Here is a 15756-nt window from a genome sequence, read left to right as displayed (position 1 = left end):
CAGAATTCAAAATTCCTAAATTCGAGTCATGGCATTAGTTGGCAATCTGGAGCCGCCTTACTACGCGGTCATTTTTACCTCCATTCGTACCAATCAGGCGGAGGAGGAGTATCAGGAATTGAATGATTACATCAGCAATCTGGCCGTTCAGCAGCCTGGGTTTCTGGGAATGGAAAGTGCTCGCAACAACATTGGTGTTACGGCTGTCTATTGGCGCGATTTGGAATCCATTCAAGCCTGGCGGGCCAATGCTGAACATGCAGCTGCCAAGAAAATAGGACGAGAGAAGTTTTATGAGGCCTTTCATACACGAATCTGCAAGGTGGAGCGGGAGTATGGATGGACAAAACCAAAAGAATAGATGATGACTGTAGCTAAACCTAAAGAAGGGACCTATAATCCATACTTTACCAGATATATTGATTTGGTAGACGAGAACGATTTGATGACAGCTTTGGAAAATAACCGAGTTGAAACCTTGAACTTCTTTTCCCAAATCTCTGATGAGCAAGGACTACATCGTTATGCTGAAGGAAAATGGTCGATCAAAGAACTCTTTCAGCATTTGATTGATACCGAGCGGATTTTTGCCAATCGGGCATTGCGATTTGCTCGTAAGGACAGTATTTCCCTGCCGGGATACGATCACGATGCCTTTGTTCCAGAATCCCGTGCTGACCGGCGAAGTATGGCTGAAATGTGTACCGAATTTGACTTAGTACGTCAAGGCACATTGGCCATGTACCGCAGTTTTGATGACGATATGATGGCCGGAACGGGCAATGCCAACGGGGCAGACTTAACCGTGGTAGCCATTGGATATTTGACCGCAGGCCATGGTAAGCATCACCAAAGAATTATTCGGGAAAGGTACTTGACCGCTTAAGGAGCGGGCTGCTGAGCCCATGCAGGGATTTCTCCACTTAGGGCACCCAAAAAAGCTACAATATCTTCCACTTCATTTGGCTTTAGCTGTCGATTCAATTGAGCCTCAGCCATAATGGTTACTGCCATTCGCAAATCAGCCACGCTACCATCGTGGAAGTAGGGGCCAGTTTCAGTTATGTTGCGTAGAGATGGAACCTTAAACCGGTATAAATCCAAAGAATCCTGTGTTTCTTCAAAAAGGCCTGGATCCTGGTTTTCGCTTCCAGTCCATTTCCAGTAATCTCCATAAACTCCAAACTTTTCAAACTTGTGCCCCCCTAACAACACACCAGTATGGCATTGGGTACAGTTACTGGAAATAAAGGTTTGAAGTCCTCTTTTTTCCTGAACTGTAAGCGCTGATTTGTCTCCTTTGAGGTAATCGTCAAACCTGGAAGGAGTGAGTAGCTGTCGTTCAAAATCGGCTATAGCCAAACGAAGATTGGTATAGGTGATCGGATCATCATCATTGGGAAACGCAGCCGAAAACATGACTTGGTAATCCGGAATCTCCTTTAGACGATTAACCAGAAATTCTTCATTGGGTATTGCCATTTCCACTGGATTAAGTATTGGCATTCCCGCTTGTTCTTCTACATCCTTCGCTCGGCCGTCCCAAAACTGAGCAAAGTGTAGGGCTGCATTTAATACAGTCGGGGAGTTACGATCTCCATTCTCTCCTGCGTCCCCTGGAGAGGTAGGTAAATTGTCCACTCCTCCGGTAGCCAGATTGTGGCAGGAGTTACAGCTGATGTTACCGTCTTTAGATAAACGCTTATCAAAATAGAGGGCTTGACCAAGAAGGCTTTTGTTAACCTCCGTTGGATTATCCGGATTATCGGCTTGGTCAGGTAGTGGTGCAAATACGGCCAATTCTTCACTCAAAGAAAGATCGTATTGCTGATGGATAGCCTCCTGAACTGAATTTTCTGATGGTGTTTCCGAATCAGATGAGCAGGAAGCAAGGAGCAGACTGCCAAACAGTGCTGCCAGGTATAAACGTGTATGCATAGTCCTGAAAATTTCTATTTGCACCACTAAGTTAAGGCCTGTTTACCTGGAAATCAAGGCCCTTGTTTTGGAAATGCGTCATTTGACGTATTGATACACATGTATGTCCTAAATAGTTTTACTTCAAATATTTATGTCTAATTAATACCTGGCAACATGTCTATTTTTAGGATCATTAAACAAATGTTACTCTGCTGTTTTCTGGGTGGTATTCTTCTAACGGTACCTACACAACAGATTCAGGCGCAAATGCTGACTAAAGAGAATAAAATTGAGGTCACCAAAGACGCTAAAGGCTATCTGGGCAATGTCTCTTATGACGACGCTTCCAAAACGTTTAAAATGTATTTCGTAACCAAGGAAAAGAAGAAATCGCTACGGTTTTACATCTACACCTTTGATTATGATCTCAATCTGGTTTCTGAAGAGGAAGAGGTTCAGGAATTGGAAAAGGTAAAAACGAAATACAAATGGGTTCGCTACAAAGGGGAGGACGAAACGGTATACGAAGGGGTAACCGTGAGCGCTACTTTGACCGGTACGGCCCAGTTTCAGAAAAAAGAGATTATCAAAAAATACAACTGGGGAACGGGAGGATATACCTATAAAACCAAGTTGGGAGAAAAGCTAAAACCCAAATCGGACGAGGGCAAGAAAATGTTCTTCTATGGGGGACGCGATCTCAACGAAACCGGCGAAGCCATGGGCTTGGTAGGACTTAAGCCCGAAAAGAGAATTGCCGAAATGGGCAAAGAAATGATGCATTACCGGGTAATTAAGGTGGATAAGAACCTGGATGTGGTCAGTCAAGATGATTTGGTGCTGGAAAGCATTCATTATCCCACTTGGATTGGAAATCTTGTGGATGGTGAAACCGGAGAAATCAGCGATATGATTGCTGTGCTGGTACCTTTTAAAGCCAGTGGGTACAAAAAGATAGCTAAGGTGCCTAATCAATATGTGTATGTGCGCATAGGTACCGATGGTAAGATTAAGGAACACATTTCCTTTACCACCAAGTTGCATACCTGGAAAGTGGTTGGTGCTTATGAAAAGGCTGGCCAGGTGGTGTTATACGGGCCGGGAAAAAACGACAAAGTAGAAAAGACCTTTTACAAGGGACAAAGCCCTCAAGCCATGGAAAAGGGTTTTGATGCATTTCAAATGGCCTCATTTCGTGATGGTAAACTCAGCTTCATTACTGCTCCAACCTTCGATGAGTTTAAAGCCAAGGCCCGCAAGCCCGAAGGGCAGAAAAAGGACAAGGTGTATGACGGTAGAACCGTTGCTATCAACGGGCTGGATATTTTGAACAACGGCGAAATCTTCGTGCATGCTCAGGATTGGAAAATCGATCCTTTAAGCAAAACAACCGGTGTGGTTTATGATGAAGTGTACGTTTTTCATTTTGGCAAAGACGGCATTCTGAAACATGCCTATGGGATTGAAAACCCACAACGCGGATGGGGGAGTAATGCTACCGTAAGAGGTTATCCCTTAGAGGCCATTACCTATGAAGGAGTGGATGGCAACTATTGGTGGTTATCCGTATTTGTAAAAACGATTTACAGCTATACATCGGATTATTACTCCACGGCAACGGCTACCTACAAGGTGACGACCTACGAACCCAGGTACCAGGCACTTTTTGGAAAGATTAATGACAATGGTACCGCCAAGTTTAATGTCCTGGGAGGTGAGAATGTATACCTCTACAACAAGTATCCCACACTATCCGTCAATGGCGGAAACGAGGTCATCTTTCTGGGATTTGAAGGCAACAAAAAAGGAGCCAACAAAGGCAAAGTCTTTTGGCTGGGAAAATTTGATCCTAAGCAAGCGAATTAGACCTGTTCGCCAGATTATACCCATACCATTATTTGAAGGGGTCTGATTCGATTGTTTCGCAATCCATCCATCGGTTATTGGTTTTCCGATGGATGGATTTTTTTGTGCATTGAGAAATCAACTCACCGTCTGCGCTTCTAGGTAGCTACTATAATTCCTGGTACTCAAACCGTGGGTAACCGCGTTCTCCGCTTTCGTTGTAGAAATCGACGAAATGGAGTTTCCAAACAATGCCGTTTTCTTTGCGAATCAGATAGCTTACATCGGTTCTGATATGGTAGACACCACCTTGGTAGTCATAGACCTTCCAGTCGTACCCAATTCTATTTTGAGCCCCATGGAAAACATAGGAATCCAGGTTTTCGCGGGAAATATCTTCAAACTTGAGAGTGGTATCCAAGGCAACCTCTGTAGTGTTCATGTTAATCAATACTCCGGTAACCAGATAGGGGGTAGGGCCATCAAACAAATGGGTGTATTGGGTAAACAACAACTCCCAGGAATCTACCTCAGGCTCGAGGTCCATGGTTCCGCCCATTCCAGATAGGGAAGCATGTACGCGGCTGGATATAACTGATTTATTTACGGTTAGACCGTGAATTTCCGTCGCATCCAAATGTCGGAAGCTAAATTGGTAGCCATCTTTAGTTACTTCTTCAGGTTTTACTAAAGTCATTCCACGAGCGTCTCCTTGTTCATCGTATCCCCGATCGATTAGGTAAATGGCGGAAGATTGGTTCCAATCCCCAAAAGCGGTACTGTCTGTATTGCCCGAAGTAACGTCCCAGGTCCACTCGGCTGTTGCAGGATCAATAGTTTCACTCAAAGAACTTAGAGAAGTCTTGTAAAGAGCCATTCCATTGGCCGTGTTTAGAAATATATGATAGCCGTCATCACCGCATTCAAAGGCCAGATCCCAATCCGTTTTGGCGTTGGATTTAGGAATTTCATCTCCTTCCAGGGAGAAATAGATCTGATTGAGGTAATCACTACCGATTCCAATGGATTGATCCTTGACATCACCTGGGTCATGAGCAGGTACAGGCAATTCGTCTTTTTCACAGGATACGAGAAAGAGAACGAGGAATGGGGCAAGGATTAATGCAATGTTTTTCATTTTCTATCTACGGTTAGGTGAAACTTAAGTGTGGTGAATAGAGTGGTACCATAACCAACAGCTTGCGAACCCGAGCTGGAGCTATGTACCGAACTTCCTCCCCGGGTTGAATTCACCTGAGTTACGTTAAACAGGTTTTTGGCGCCAATGGACCAGTGCAATCTTTTCTCCAAGAAGTACCGACTTAGCGTTAAATCAGCCAGATGGTAGCCGTCAAATTGGGTTTCCACCACCTCACCGTCGCGTTCTACAAATCCAGGCACAGGCCCGTTGTATTTGTAGAATAGGGCAAGGCGAACCTTACTTTTAGGATGTTCATAGGTAAACTGTGTCCGGATTTCCGGGGAATAAAGCCAACTTGTTTTTTCGGGTACGGATGAAGTAAAACCGGTAAACATGCCGACAACTTCAACCTTAAGGTCTTTGAATACGGCACTTGCTGTTAATCGGCTTCCCCAGGTTTGGTAACGATCTTGGTTAAAGTAGGTGTATTCTTGGGTGCCTTCTCGCTGAGCCAGTACAATCCGATTTTTGATGTTGTTGTAAAACCCATTAAGCTCCAGCGAAAAGCGGTGTTTGGAGTTGAACTGCTTCCGCTTGATTTGCAGTTGCACATTATCCGAGTGTTCAGCCTGTAGATCTGGATTACCGATAATATTGTGGTTGACATCTACAAATTCAAAGTACAGTTCTTTGGCCGTAGGGGCACGAAATCCTCTGGCATAAGATGCGCGAAGGGTGTATTGGCCGGTATGGTACTTTGCATGGAAGGAAGGAACTACAGGTGCTTCGTAGGCAGTGTTATAAGCTACCCTCAATCCAGGACGAATAGTTAGTCCATCAATAGCTTGATACTCAAATGATCCGTACAAGGCATAATCGCCTAAATCCTGTGCACCGTTTTCCAATCTTCTTCCTTCCACTGTTTCGTAGCGGATGTCGTAGCCCAATTCGTAGTTAATTACCGCAGAATCTTTGTTTCGGGTCCAGTTACCACGGCTCATCCAATGATCAATTCCCGAAGTGTCTTGAGAGCCTGGTGTTTCAGTAAGTTGCGTTTGAAGGTTGGTTAAATCTTTAATTCTTGAGTTCTTTATCCGGTCGTAACCTTGATGGGCTGCAATGATTTGTAAATGGTGATGGGCGCCAAAATCTCGATCGAGGGTAAACCCTTGGTTAAATCGTTTGGTGTAGTATTCATCATCAATAGCTGTTTCTCCGTAAGGAGCACGGGGGTAGCCTTTATTCGTGATGGTTTCTTCAAACCAGTCGAGGTAGGGTTTAACCGATGTCTTTTTGCCCTTCCAGAGATATTCGGCCCGGGCAAAATATTGCTCACGTGGCTTCCAACTTTGAAACCGGCTCGAGTCGGCTGGACGCGATTCTGGAAATTGAATAAAATCATCTCCTTCATTCCATCCATCGAAGTAATTGCGACCTCCGCTCAAATTCAAACTCTGAGACTTCCATCGAAGGCCTACATTTCCGTCAATGTTGTATTTGCCAACGGTTTCGTAGTAAGTATTTACACCCACATCGACCCATTCCTTTTGGCCGGATTTAGTGATTAGGTTGATGGTTCCGGCCAAGGCATTTGAACCGTATTGAACCGATAGGGGCCCTTCAACAATTTCCACCCGTTCGATTTGGTTTAGGTTAATCTGGCTCAGATCTATGTTTCCATTTAAGCGACCAATCATGGGGACACCGTCAATAAGGATTTTGACATTCTCTCCGGATATTCCTTGAAGAGAGGTACTCGAACCCAAAACCTGGTCCTGACTAATTCGAATGTTGCTTTCCTGACTCAATAGGTCGGCCAGGTTTACCGCTCCCTGAGATTCAATTTTTTCCCTGTTAATCACCCGGATTTGCTGTACCGCCTTATCCGGACTTGAAGCATTGTACTGCCCTGTTACCACTACCTGATTAAGCACCAAGGGATCAGGCTTTAGAGAAAAGGTTTTGGACTTATTGATTTTTGAATGCTGCGATTCGTAGCCCAGGTATCTTACTTCTATCTCATTGGATGGTGTAGATAGGTGCTCTTTTTGAATGGTAAATTGTCCCAAAGAATCCGTTAAGCCCGTTTGTAAAAAAGTACCCGATGAATCCTTGACAATGACCTGCGCTCCTGGCAAAGAATGACCATGGTGTTTAACGGAAATGACCTTTTGACCATGAACTACCCCCACAAATAAGAGGGCAAGCGTAGATAGCAATAACTGGATTCTCATCGATGAATGGGTTTAAGTTCAACTGCATCTGAAATCAAGTCGAGCACAGATCCGGTAGGGCAGAGCATGCGGCACCATAGCATGGGATATCTTACAGAAACCAATAGAATTAAGGCTGTTACCAACATCCAAATCGAAAGGAACTCTAATCCAAAGAAATCCGGGAACAATTCGTAATTACCCCAACCACGCATGCCCAGGAAAATACCGACAATGAGTCCGATGGTTATTATTCCCCGTATGCGTTTAATAGTAGTGTTGGACAAAAAGAACTTTTTGCTGGTTTTTTTAGGGGCAAACTTGACCATCAATCTCTGCGCATTACCAAATGGGCAGACGTATTTACAGTAGGTGTTTTTACCCCAAACAACACTCAACAATACGAGGAGTGAGTACAGTCCAACAAAAGAGGATAGGGAAGTGCCTAAAAAAGGATGGATGAAGGATACGTAAGTAAATGATTGATTAAGGAAAAAGCCGATGTATGCTACCGAGAGCAGACTTAAGATGGTCATGTGTCGCTTTCTTTTCTTCCACTTTTTTTGATAGCCGTAGATAAAGAACAAGGAAATGAATAGAAGATGTAAAATCCACCATCCGTTAAGATTGGCTTCCACCAAGAAGGGGTTCAAACCATCTATTCCAGTAAAGTTGGTTAATGGTTTTTCGGTAGAGTGGTGGACGAGCGCGGTAATGGTTTCGGCCATCGCTTCGGAGGTTAGGGTGGCCCCGGAGATCGCATCCACTTCATGTTCATCTTCCAGATCAATCTTTTGGTATTGGTCGTAGTAGCCGGCTCTTCTTATTTTCTCCAGATAGCTGCTCGTTTCTTTGGAGCTTACATGGTGAATCGATTTGATTCGTCCATCCTGGGTAACCCACATGCCCATATTTATAGGGCCAGCATAACCTGTAATACCGTGGATAATGTCACTGCTTTCGAGGTAGATTAGTTTTTCGCTTCCGTCTCCGGTAACGTAGAACAGGTCGGCGGTCATTTCAAGTTTGAGTCGAAAGTCACCGTCCAGCAATTTTTGCGCATTGCGAAGCAATTGTTCGCCCAATTCTGGTGGTAAATCGCTATTTCCACGAGAAGAGATTAGGATACCAAAAGATTCCTTTTCTTCTTCCTTATCCAGAATTAAACCGTGTCCTTCGCCCTCTGTCTCTGCAATTTCAATGATTCCATGATGATCCTGTTCCTCCTCTTCGTCAATCACCATTTTGGGAATGGAATAGGGGGTAAGCTCTTCCATCAAACTAAGCTCCGGAGCTTGGATCACCAGGGGACCTTCCAACCAAAAATAAAGGAAGAAGCTCGCCACCATAAGGGTAGCAAGCCACTTCCATTTTTGCTTTAGAAAAGCAGAGATTAGATTCATCTAAAGCTGTTGCAAGGTTTTTTGAGTAATATCAATGACCCATTGATTCAAATTGGCATCGGGCAGAATCGCATCTTGGGTATACAATACGTTACCCGAGTTTTCGGACTCATCCACCGCTTTTTGAATAATGTCATTTTGGAAATAAGGATCGTTAGCTACCAGGATAGGAATAACGATCACCTTGTCTTCCAATTCAAACAAATTGGAAATGCCCTTTTTGGTCGGCTCGGTGCTGTACCTAACCAAGTGGCCACACCAAGAATAGGCAATACTCTCATGACCGGTTTTCACTTTAAGGTATTGACCGATATCGTCCACCATTTCTTCCCATTGCTGGTTGTATTGAGCATCGCCGTAGGCTACGAGTAATACGCCTTCATTTCCAGCATTCTGACTCAAGGCTTTTACGCGACGCTCCACGTTCTTTTTCAGGAGGGTAGAGTAGTCCAACGGAGGAGTGATGGTCACCTTGGCTTTTGCCCGGTAAACCTCAATTTTCTCCTTGCCCAGTTGCTCCTTAATTTTTGGATCAGCACTCAATCCGGCGATTACGGGAATATCATGAGAGTAATGTGAGCTTACTGTAAGAAAAATAGGAACCAGAATTACCTCATCATAATTCTCTGCGTCAAATTCCTTTAACCGAGTAGCGATAGATGGCTCGGTGTATTCCATAAAAGCCGTCTTTACTTCAGAGATTTTCTTATCTGCAAGAATTTTATCCTTAACCTCTGCTTCAACATCCAAAAGCATGTTGCGCCATTTTTCGGATACTGAACCGTGATTCACTAACAGTACCCCAACCTTTTTATCAGTCGTAGCTTCTTCCTGGGGTGTACTATTTCCGCCACAAGAAATGGCCCCCAAGAAAGAAGAGCCATTAGTAAGATTTGAAATAATCTTGTATTCATTACTGTATTTTTTCGCTGTATTACTCAACGATTAATTGACGGGTAATACGCTGATTTTCACTTACCCAGTGAATGAGGTAGGCACCTCGAGACAACTCTGCAATATCAAGAGTGATCACTTGCCAGCCGTTGTCATCAGATAGATGCTGTTGCAAGGTTTTACCGCTCATGTCTGTAATCATCAATTGACCTTCACCTTCAAAGGTTACGTTAACTACGTCGTTAGCTGGGTTAGGATAGATGCTAAATCCAGCGTTGTTGTTTTGCTCAGCGATAGAGGTAGAAGTCTTAGTCAACTTTTCTTGTTTAAAAGAAATATCTCCAGTAGAGCTTCCATCGAATGCGGTGAAAACCAATCGGTAAACATCCAGGTTCTGATCCTTTACAAAGTAGCAGGTAGAGTCAGCCAAATCGTAAGAAAAAGTTTGCATGTTAAATCTCTTCCAGTTGTAACCAATGGTATTCATGGCCGTCAAGAAAGTTCCGCTTTGGTAGTCGCTGTAAGTTTCAGGATCTCCTACTGGAGAAGCCTTTTGGGCTGTTCGGTCGCTATTAAGCAATACTCCGGTCACTCCGTAATAAACACCAGGTGCAAGTTGAGTTACATACTTTGTGAAAACCAAATCCCAATCCGCTGGTTCGCGATCCAAACCTTGATCATTTTTAAGGGAGTAGTAAGCCAATCTTTTGCCAGCGTAGTCCGATTTCTTTACGGTATTCATTACTTCACCGGTTCCGTCCAAATTGGCGTGACGGAAAGAGTAAGTCCCTGATTTTAGCTTGGTGATTTCGAGTTTTTTTACGCTCTTGTCCGCCAAAACGATAACGTAAATGGAATCTCCCTCAACAGCATGGGTTACGGTATTGTAAATACCCCAGCCTAAGTCAGTAGAACTACCGTTGCTGTTCATGTTGAAGGCGCCAATTCCCCAAGAAGTATCGGAGTTGTTTAGGCTTTTCCAGGTGCTTAGTCCTAACGTATCAACACTTGCCCAATCTGCAATTTTACCGTTTGGCCAGCTATATAATTTGGTACCTGTTCCACCATTGATCCGGATACCTGAGCCAAATGGAGTAAGATCAAAAGCAATGTCCCAATTTGTGTTGTCAACATTGGCTTGCTCTCCCATAGATAAACTATAGAATGATTGTTTTTCGTAATCTGCACCTAATGAAAGGTCGACAGTTTGCATTTGTGAAACCCCCTGGGTAGTGCTTAATGCGAATACCAGAGTTGCAATAAATAGAGGTATAGAAATTTTCATGATTTACTTTTATCTTTATTTAGACTCATTCTAATTTGAGGCAAAAGTATGGGGTGGAATAAGGCTCGTCAATCGCCTTAGAATGGTAATTTTTTCTTCCCTGCGATTAGGTAGGAGTTACCCGGAATTAGGTATTAGTTTTCCAGAAAAGGGTAGTGGGGGTTTACCTAGGAGTTGGGCTCTTCTCGAACGAGGCCAGATTTATAAGCGTAATTGATCAAGGCTGACACCGAACTTATATCCAGTTTTTTAAGGATGTTTTTGCGATGGGTACTCACCGTGTGGGGACTCAAACAAAGTTTATCTGCGATTTGTGGGGTGGTGAATCCCTCTGCTATAAGTTGGGTGATCTCAATTTCCCGATTGGATAAACTGGTGGGGTCACAGTTGTCTTTTTCTTGGGGAGCGAAGGTCCGTTCCATCAATACGTCAACAATCTTGTTGCAGTAAAACTTTTCGCCCTTGGCTATGGCAAATATGGCGTTAATGATCTCATCACGATCACATTGCCGGGTTAAAAAACCATCTACACCTCGTTCTAATATACTGATTATGGAGGGGTTATTATTGTCTGACGAAATAATGAGGACCCGGGTGCCGGATTTTTCTTTTTTGATCCAGGCCAAATCTTGAGGTGAAAAAAATCCAGATTGATCGTAATCCAGAATAACCAGATCAGCTTCGTTGTTTTGAAGGTAGGTTTTGAGCTCGTCGCTGTTTTCGCAATGCTCGATCGATTGAATTCCTCCTCCTTCTCCAAGGAGTGCTTTTAATCCAAAATGAGCAAGGGGTTCGGCTTCGGCGTGTACGATCTTGAGGTCCTTCAAAACAACCTGTTATTTAGAATGATTTTAAATAGCAAATAAAGAATCATTCCAGATAACAAGCAATACCTATATGTAGGTATAATCTACCTAAGGTTGATTACCGCCTATACCCTTGGGTTTTCCTGAGGAATTCTTCTCCACTTTGGAAAGGAGGTTAGGAACGTAACTTTCACTAAATCCGGCAACAATGGCAATCAGGTATAGTGCGTATTCATTCTGATCCAACTGAAGGTTAGACAAGATCAACTCGGATTTAATCAAAATGTACATGATCAAACCAGAAAACATAGATATGAGCATTCGCAGGCCGCCGTAGAAAAATTGAAACCAACCAAAATCATGGGCATTAATCTCGATGGTGCGTAATCCTCTGGCAACAGAAAGAAAACCTCCAATTGAGGCGTAGGTAGTCATGTGCACATACTGTTCGAATGAAAGGCTAAAATCAAATAGCTTTAATACCGAAGTAAAGGCCATCATGATGAGAGTAATGGACAAACAACTCATGAGGTAGTAGAATCGCCCGGTATTCGATTTGTAGGACTCAATGCGTTCAATCAACCGATCGCATATTTCTATAGCTCCATCTGTATTTCCTTCGATAGCCTCGGAATAGGCCAATCCTATTTGATCGACGTATTTGCGCTTCTCGGTTCGATCTGTTAAGTAACCCGTAATTAGCGCAATTTTAGGACTAATAGGGGAGGTCCTTTCCCTCAATTCCTTTTTGCTTTCTTCGGCCACTTTTACCGTAACTACACCACTTTTATTTCCTTCAAAAATCAGATAGGTGCTCCTCGAGGCATAGAGTCGGGTGATATCCTCTCCTTCAAATACGTCTCCTTCTTCGTATTCGCTTAAAGACTTAGTTGTAGCTTCAGGCATGGTGTCAATTTTTATCTAAAGTAAGTAATTCAATGGTGGCTTAACCCGACTTGGTGTTCTAATGCTTTCTCGGTTCCTTCAATATTTATTTATTTTGAGCACCATCAATTTTGTCAATGACCATCTTAGGAAAATCCATCCTTCCCATCTTAGTGTTCCTTGGTGTTTCTTTTTTAGCTACCGCCCAGAAGCTCAATGCTATTCATTATACGACCAAAAATGGGTTTCCCTCTATGTGGTCAGGCTCAGCATTGTTGGACGACAGAGGCGCACTTTGGATAAGAACAGATAAGGGCATTGCAATTAATTATGGTTATGGCTTCGAATTACTTCCTACAGATCCTGAGGTTACAGGAACCTTCGTTACTCATATTGTAAAGGGGACTGATGGAAAGCTTTGGTTAAAGTCGATCGACAACCTTATTAGCTATTACCAGGACGGCGAATTCTACGCTTATCCACATCAACAGCGTTTTTTGGACTCTTTGAAAAACACGGATATATTTTCATTCGATGTGGATTCCAATGAAAACCTATGGTTTGGATTTTATGATCACCCGGATTCCATATTGTTTGCCAGCCTAACCCTTAGTGGAGAATGGAGAAAAGATCCAGTGTTCAATTCGGGAACCTATGGTTGCCAGCTCAAGCATATTGGCCAGGGGAGGTATATCTATGGGCAATTAATGAACTTAAAAAACAATAACCCTCATATTAAACCTACGCTTGGGTTGGCCATTCCAGATCAAGGTGTTTTTCTTCCGGAATTACATTTGGGTCGCGTGGTTGAGTCCAAAAATCAAGCAGTCTTACTTCTTGATAATCATTTCTTAGTGGCCATAGAAGATAAGATCCTTATCAAGAATTTGATAAGTAAGGAATTGACGGTTCATGATTTTCCAGGTATGTACATCGGAGGAATATACCGAGGAGGACCGTCCAATATTTTGGTCTCCTTTAAGAGTAATAGTGGGGTGAGATCTTTGGATTTAATGACCTCAGAATCTGGAAAAGATTCGCTGGTCCTTAAGGAGCAGTTTTTAGAAGATCAAGTGGTGACCTCTCTTTTCTTTGGTCCGGAATCGGGCATTTGGATTAGTACCCGAGATGATGGGGTCTATTATGCACCATCCTTGCAATCTGTGTTGTTTACCGATGAAAATGGCCTTCCTAATTCTAAGGTATCGAGCGTTTTTTACCACAATCATAAGTTGTATCTCGGCCATCCAGATGGATGGGTATCCAAGTTTAATCCGAGATCTAATCAATCGTTTGAATCAGAAAGAAATTCAAAACATTTTCAAGGAGAAATTGGGCGGTTTTCTAATTCAAAAGGAGACCACGTTATTGCCTCAGGGCAGTATGGAGTAGGGCTCTATGATGACATTGAAACTTTTAATTACCTCAGGGCATTTATTGAATTTGATTCCGTCATGTGGACCCAAGCTTATAGCATCAACAAAGAGACCTATAAGCTCAAGCTCATGCACTTTTTTCAAGGTCTTAATATTTCCTCATTTGCCCATGCTCAAAACAACGATGTATTGGTCGGAACCTTTTCGGGGCTCTACCTCTTAGAGATAGACCAAGGGGATACCGTTCTCAAATCTCTTGCTCATGTAGACCCGGTTTTTGGCAAGGGAATAAAGGAAGTGAGTCGTATAAATTCCAGTTTATGGGCTATTGTTCCCTCGGGATTTGGCGTGTATTTGTGGGATGGAGAAAAGGTATTCGATCTCTTCGACAAAGTTCAGGGTATCGGAAACAGTAGCTCCGGTGTTTTTGTTTCAAGCGATTCTACGCTTTGGGTAAGTTCAGAAAAAGGATTTTATCATCTCAACGTAACCCAGCCGGTGGAGCCTCAATTGATCGCTGATTGGACCGAAGAAGATGGGCTGCCAGGTCAGGGCTGGAACGACTTTTGGGTCGATGAAGATTACTTGTGGATAGCTTCAAGTTTCGGTCTTGGTAGAGTGGAGTACTCGGCCAAAGAAAAATTGGCTCAAAAACTTCCCTTTCATATCTATAGTGCTGAAGTAAATGCGGAAAAACTTCCAAATCGCTCCGAGTTAGGTTATCAATTTGGCGTATTACGGATAGCATTTGGTGCCATTAGCTTTAAGAATTACAAAAACGTATTATATAAATACCGAATCAAAGGAATCAATGACTCTTGGGAAACCACCGATATTAGGTTTTTACAGTTGGCAAACCTTCCACCGGGAGATTATGAGGTTCAGGTTTATGCCTTTATCCAGGATGGTGATTTAGAATCTGAAATCAAAAGCTTCCAATTTACCGTATTACCCCCATTCTGGATGACCTGGTGGTTCTATTTATTGGTCGTCATGGCTTTGGCCTTGCTGATCTATGGACTATTCAACTGGCGGCTAAGACGAATCAAAAAGCAACTGGCGGTCAAAGAATTGATTCGCGATCAACATTATCGAATCTTGAGAATGAAGATGAACCCGCATTTCATCTTTAATGTGTTAAACTCCATTCAGCACATGATGACCAAGAACGACGCTGCTTCCTCTTCCGAATACCTATCTGGATTTGCCAAATTGATGCGGTTCAATTTTAACAACACCTCCCGTCATCGAATAGCCTTTGAAGAAGAATGGGAATCTTTGAAACTATACGCCAATCTTGAGGAAATGCGCCTCATTAAAGGGGTAGAAGTAAGCTTTTACCTCGATCCTCAATTGGACCAAAAACGGGTTCAAATACCGCCGCTTCTCATTCAACCCATTTTAGAAAATGCCATTATTCACGGACGATCTCAGAATGGCTCAACCCTTCAGGTTTCTGTTCGGGCCGAGAACGATGATCAAGGAGTTAGAATTACCGTGGAGGACAACGGCATAGGGATCTATAAAAACCTTGGATTAGCCGAATCCAATTTTGAAGCCCTGCAGGAGCATCTCAGAAATAGCTCCAAATCGGATCACGGGTTTTCCATTACCCTGGATAGGATCAGGTTGCATAATGAGGAGCTTGGCTGTCATTCGGAGATAGAGGTAGTACCACAAAGCCCTAAAGACCATTCGGGCACAGTGGTGTCATTTATCCTGGGGGTCTGAATTTCACCTTCCTGAACTAAATCTTACACTTTATGTCATTTTTAGGGTCACTCTTGAAGTAGCCCGCTGAAATGTTCCACTACCTGCTCATCTTTGTGTCATGGAAATAGGGTTTCACCAACCACAACCACTGCAAACTTAAACGACCCATCCAATGGATGATTCAAGGCCATCCATGGTACAGGGAGCCGGAGACTGGTACCAGCCAGGTCTCCGGTTTTTTTGTTGGTGAGTAGTATTGTAATATCTTAGCATCT

General features: G+C 43.2%; 12 protein-coding genes. 4 read left to right on the top strand and 8 right to left on the bottom strand.

The window, feature by feature from the left end:
* Positions 1–28 precede the first annotated feature (28 nt).
* Positions 29–361: an antibiotic biosynthesis monooxygenase gene (locus KFE98_18385; protein UTW61956.1), complete on the top strand. Its 333-nt coding sequence runs from the start codon at positions 29–31 to the stop codon at positions 359–361.
* Positions 362–886 (top strand): DinB family protein, encoded by a 525-nt coding sequence (locus tag KFE98_18380; protein ID UTW61955.1) that lies wholly within the window; start codon positions 362–364, stop codon positions 884–886.
* Here KFE98_18380 and KFE98_18375 read toward each other — a convergent pair.
* Positions 883–1938: a cytochrome-c peroxidase gene (locus tag KFE98_18375; GenBank protein ID UTW61954.1), complete on the bottom strand. Its 1056-nt coding sequence runs from the start codon at positions 1936–1938 to the stop codon at positions 883–885. The two genes, KFE98_18380 and KFE98_18375, sit on opposite strands and share 4 nt — an antisense overlap.
* Positions 1939–2094: 156 nt before the next feature.
* Here KFE98_18375 and KFE98_18370 point away from each other — a divergent pair, with 156 nt between their 5' ends.
* Positions 2095–3786, top strand: a complete 1692-nt coding sequence (locus KFE98_18370; GenBank protein ID UTW61953.1) for a hypothetical protein — start codon at positions 2095–2097, stop codon at positions 3784–3786.
* Positions 3787–3934: 148 nt separating this feature from the next.
* On the opposite strand, the gene KFE98_18365 is transcribed toward KFE98_18370, so the two are convergent.
* The 7 genes from KFE98_18365 to KFE98_18335 all read right to left on the bottom strand — a co-directional run bounded on the left by KFE98_18365 (position 3935) and on the right by KFE98_18335 (position 12413).
* Positions 3935–4903, bottom strand: a complete 969-nt coding sequence (locus KFE98_18365; GenBank protein UTW61952.1) for an HmuY family protein — start codon at positions 4901–4903, stop codon at positions 3935–3937.
* Complete coding sequence (locus tag KFE98_18360; protein ID UTW61951.1) at positions 4900–7140, bottom strand: TonB-dependent receptor; 2241 nt, start codon at positions 7138–7140, stop codon at positions 4900–4902. Before KFE98_18360 ends, KFE98_18365 begins: the two co-directional genes overlap by 4 nt.
* Complete coding sequence (locus KFE98_18355; protein ID UTW61950.1) at positions 7137–8522, bottom strand: FMN-binding protein; 1386 nt, start codon at positions 8520–8522, stop codon at positions 7137–7139. Before KFE98_18355 ends, KFE98_18360 begins: the two co-directional genes overlap by 4 nt.
* Positions 8523–9425, bottom strand: coding sequence for a CbiX/SirB N-terminal domain-containing protein (locus KFE98_18350; GenBank protein UTW64743.1), 903 nt, complete (start codon positions 9423–9425; stop codon positions 8523–8525).
* A 31-nt stretch (positions 9426–9456) separates the two neighbouring features.
* Entirely contained in the window at positions 9457–10701 is a 1245-nt protein-coding gene (locus KFE98_18345; GenBank protein UTW61949.1) for a T9SS type A sorting domain-containing protein, read from the bottom strand.
* 167 nt (positions 10702–10868) lie between these two features.
* Positions 10869–11528, bottom strand: a complete 660-nt coding sequence (locus KFE98_18340; protein UTW61948.1) for a response regulator transcription factor — start codon at positions 11526–11528, stop codon at positions 10869–10871.
* An 87-nt stretch (positions 11529–11615) separates the two neighbouring features.
* Positions 11616–12413: a hypothetical protein gene (locus KFE98_18335; protein ID UTW61947.1), complete on the bottom strand. Its 798-nt coding sequence runs from the start codon at positions 12411–12413 to the stop codon at positions 11616–11618.
* 116 nt (positions 12414–12529) lie between these two features.
* On the opposite strand from KFE98_18335, the gene KFE98_18330 reads away from it, so the two are divergent.
* Positions 12530–15499, top strand: a complete 2970-nt coding sequence (locus tag KFE98_18330; protein ID UTW61946.1) for a histidine kinase — start codon at positions 12530–12532, stop codon at positions 15497–15499.
* Positions 15500–15756 lie beyond the last annotated feature (257 nt).

The sequence above is a fragment of the bacterium SCSIO 12741 genome, from assembly GCA_024398055.1.
Taxonomy (GTDB): domain Bacteria; phylum Bacteroidota; class Bacteroidia; order Flavobacteriales_G; family Salibacteraceae; genus SCSIO-12741.
This window is presented reverse-complemented; position numbering and strand designations above follow the sequence as displayed.

Bases quoted from the DNA above. Each gene is read 5' to 3' on its own strand.
- KFE98_18345 (UTW61949.1), bottom strand. From the start codon at position 10,701: ATGAAAATTTCTATACCTCTATTTATTGCAACTCTGGTATTCGCATTA.
- KFE98_18335 (UTW61947.1), bottom strand. From the start codon at position 12,413: ATGCCTGAAGCTACAACTAAGTCTTTAAGCGAATACGAAGAAGGAGAC.
- KFE98_18360 (UTW61951.1), bottom strand. From the start codon at position 7,140: ATGAGAATCCAGTTATTGCTATCTACGCTTGCCCTCTTATTTGTGGGG.
- KFE98_18380 (UTW61955.1), top strand. From the start codon at position 362: ATGATGACTGTAGCTAAACCTAAAGAAGGGACCTATAATCCATACTTT.
- KFE98_18375 (UTW61954.1), bottom strand. From the start codon at position 1,938: ATGCATACACGTTTATACCTGGCAGCACTGTTTGGCAGTCTGCTCCTT.
- KFE98_18385 (UTW61956.1), top strand. From the start codon at position 29: ATGGCATTAGTTGGCAATCTGGAGCCGCCTTACTACGCGGTCATTTTT.
- KFE98_18330 (UTW61946.1), top strand. From the start codon at position 12,530: ATGACCATCTTAGGAAAATCCATCCTTCCCATCTTAGTGTTCCTTGGT.
- KFE98_18355 (UTW61950.1), bottom strand. From the start codon at position 8,522: ATGAATCTAATCTCTGCTTTTCTAAAGCAAAAATGGAAGTGGCTTGCT.
- KFE98_18365 (UTW61952.1), bottom strand. From the start codon at position 4,903: ATGAAAAACATTGCATTAATCCTTGCCCCATTCCTCGTTCTCTTTCTC.
- KFE98_18370 (UTW61953.1), top strand. From the start codon at position 2,095: ATGTCTATTTTTAGGATCATTAAACAAATGTTACTCTGCTGTTTTCTG.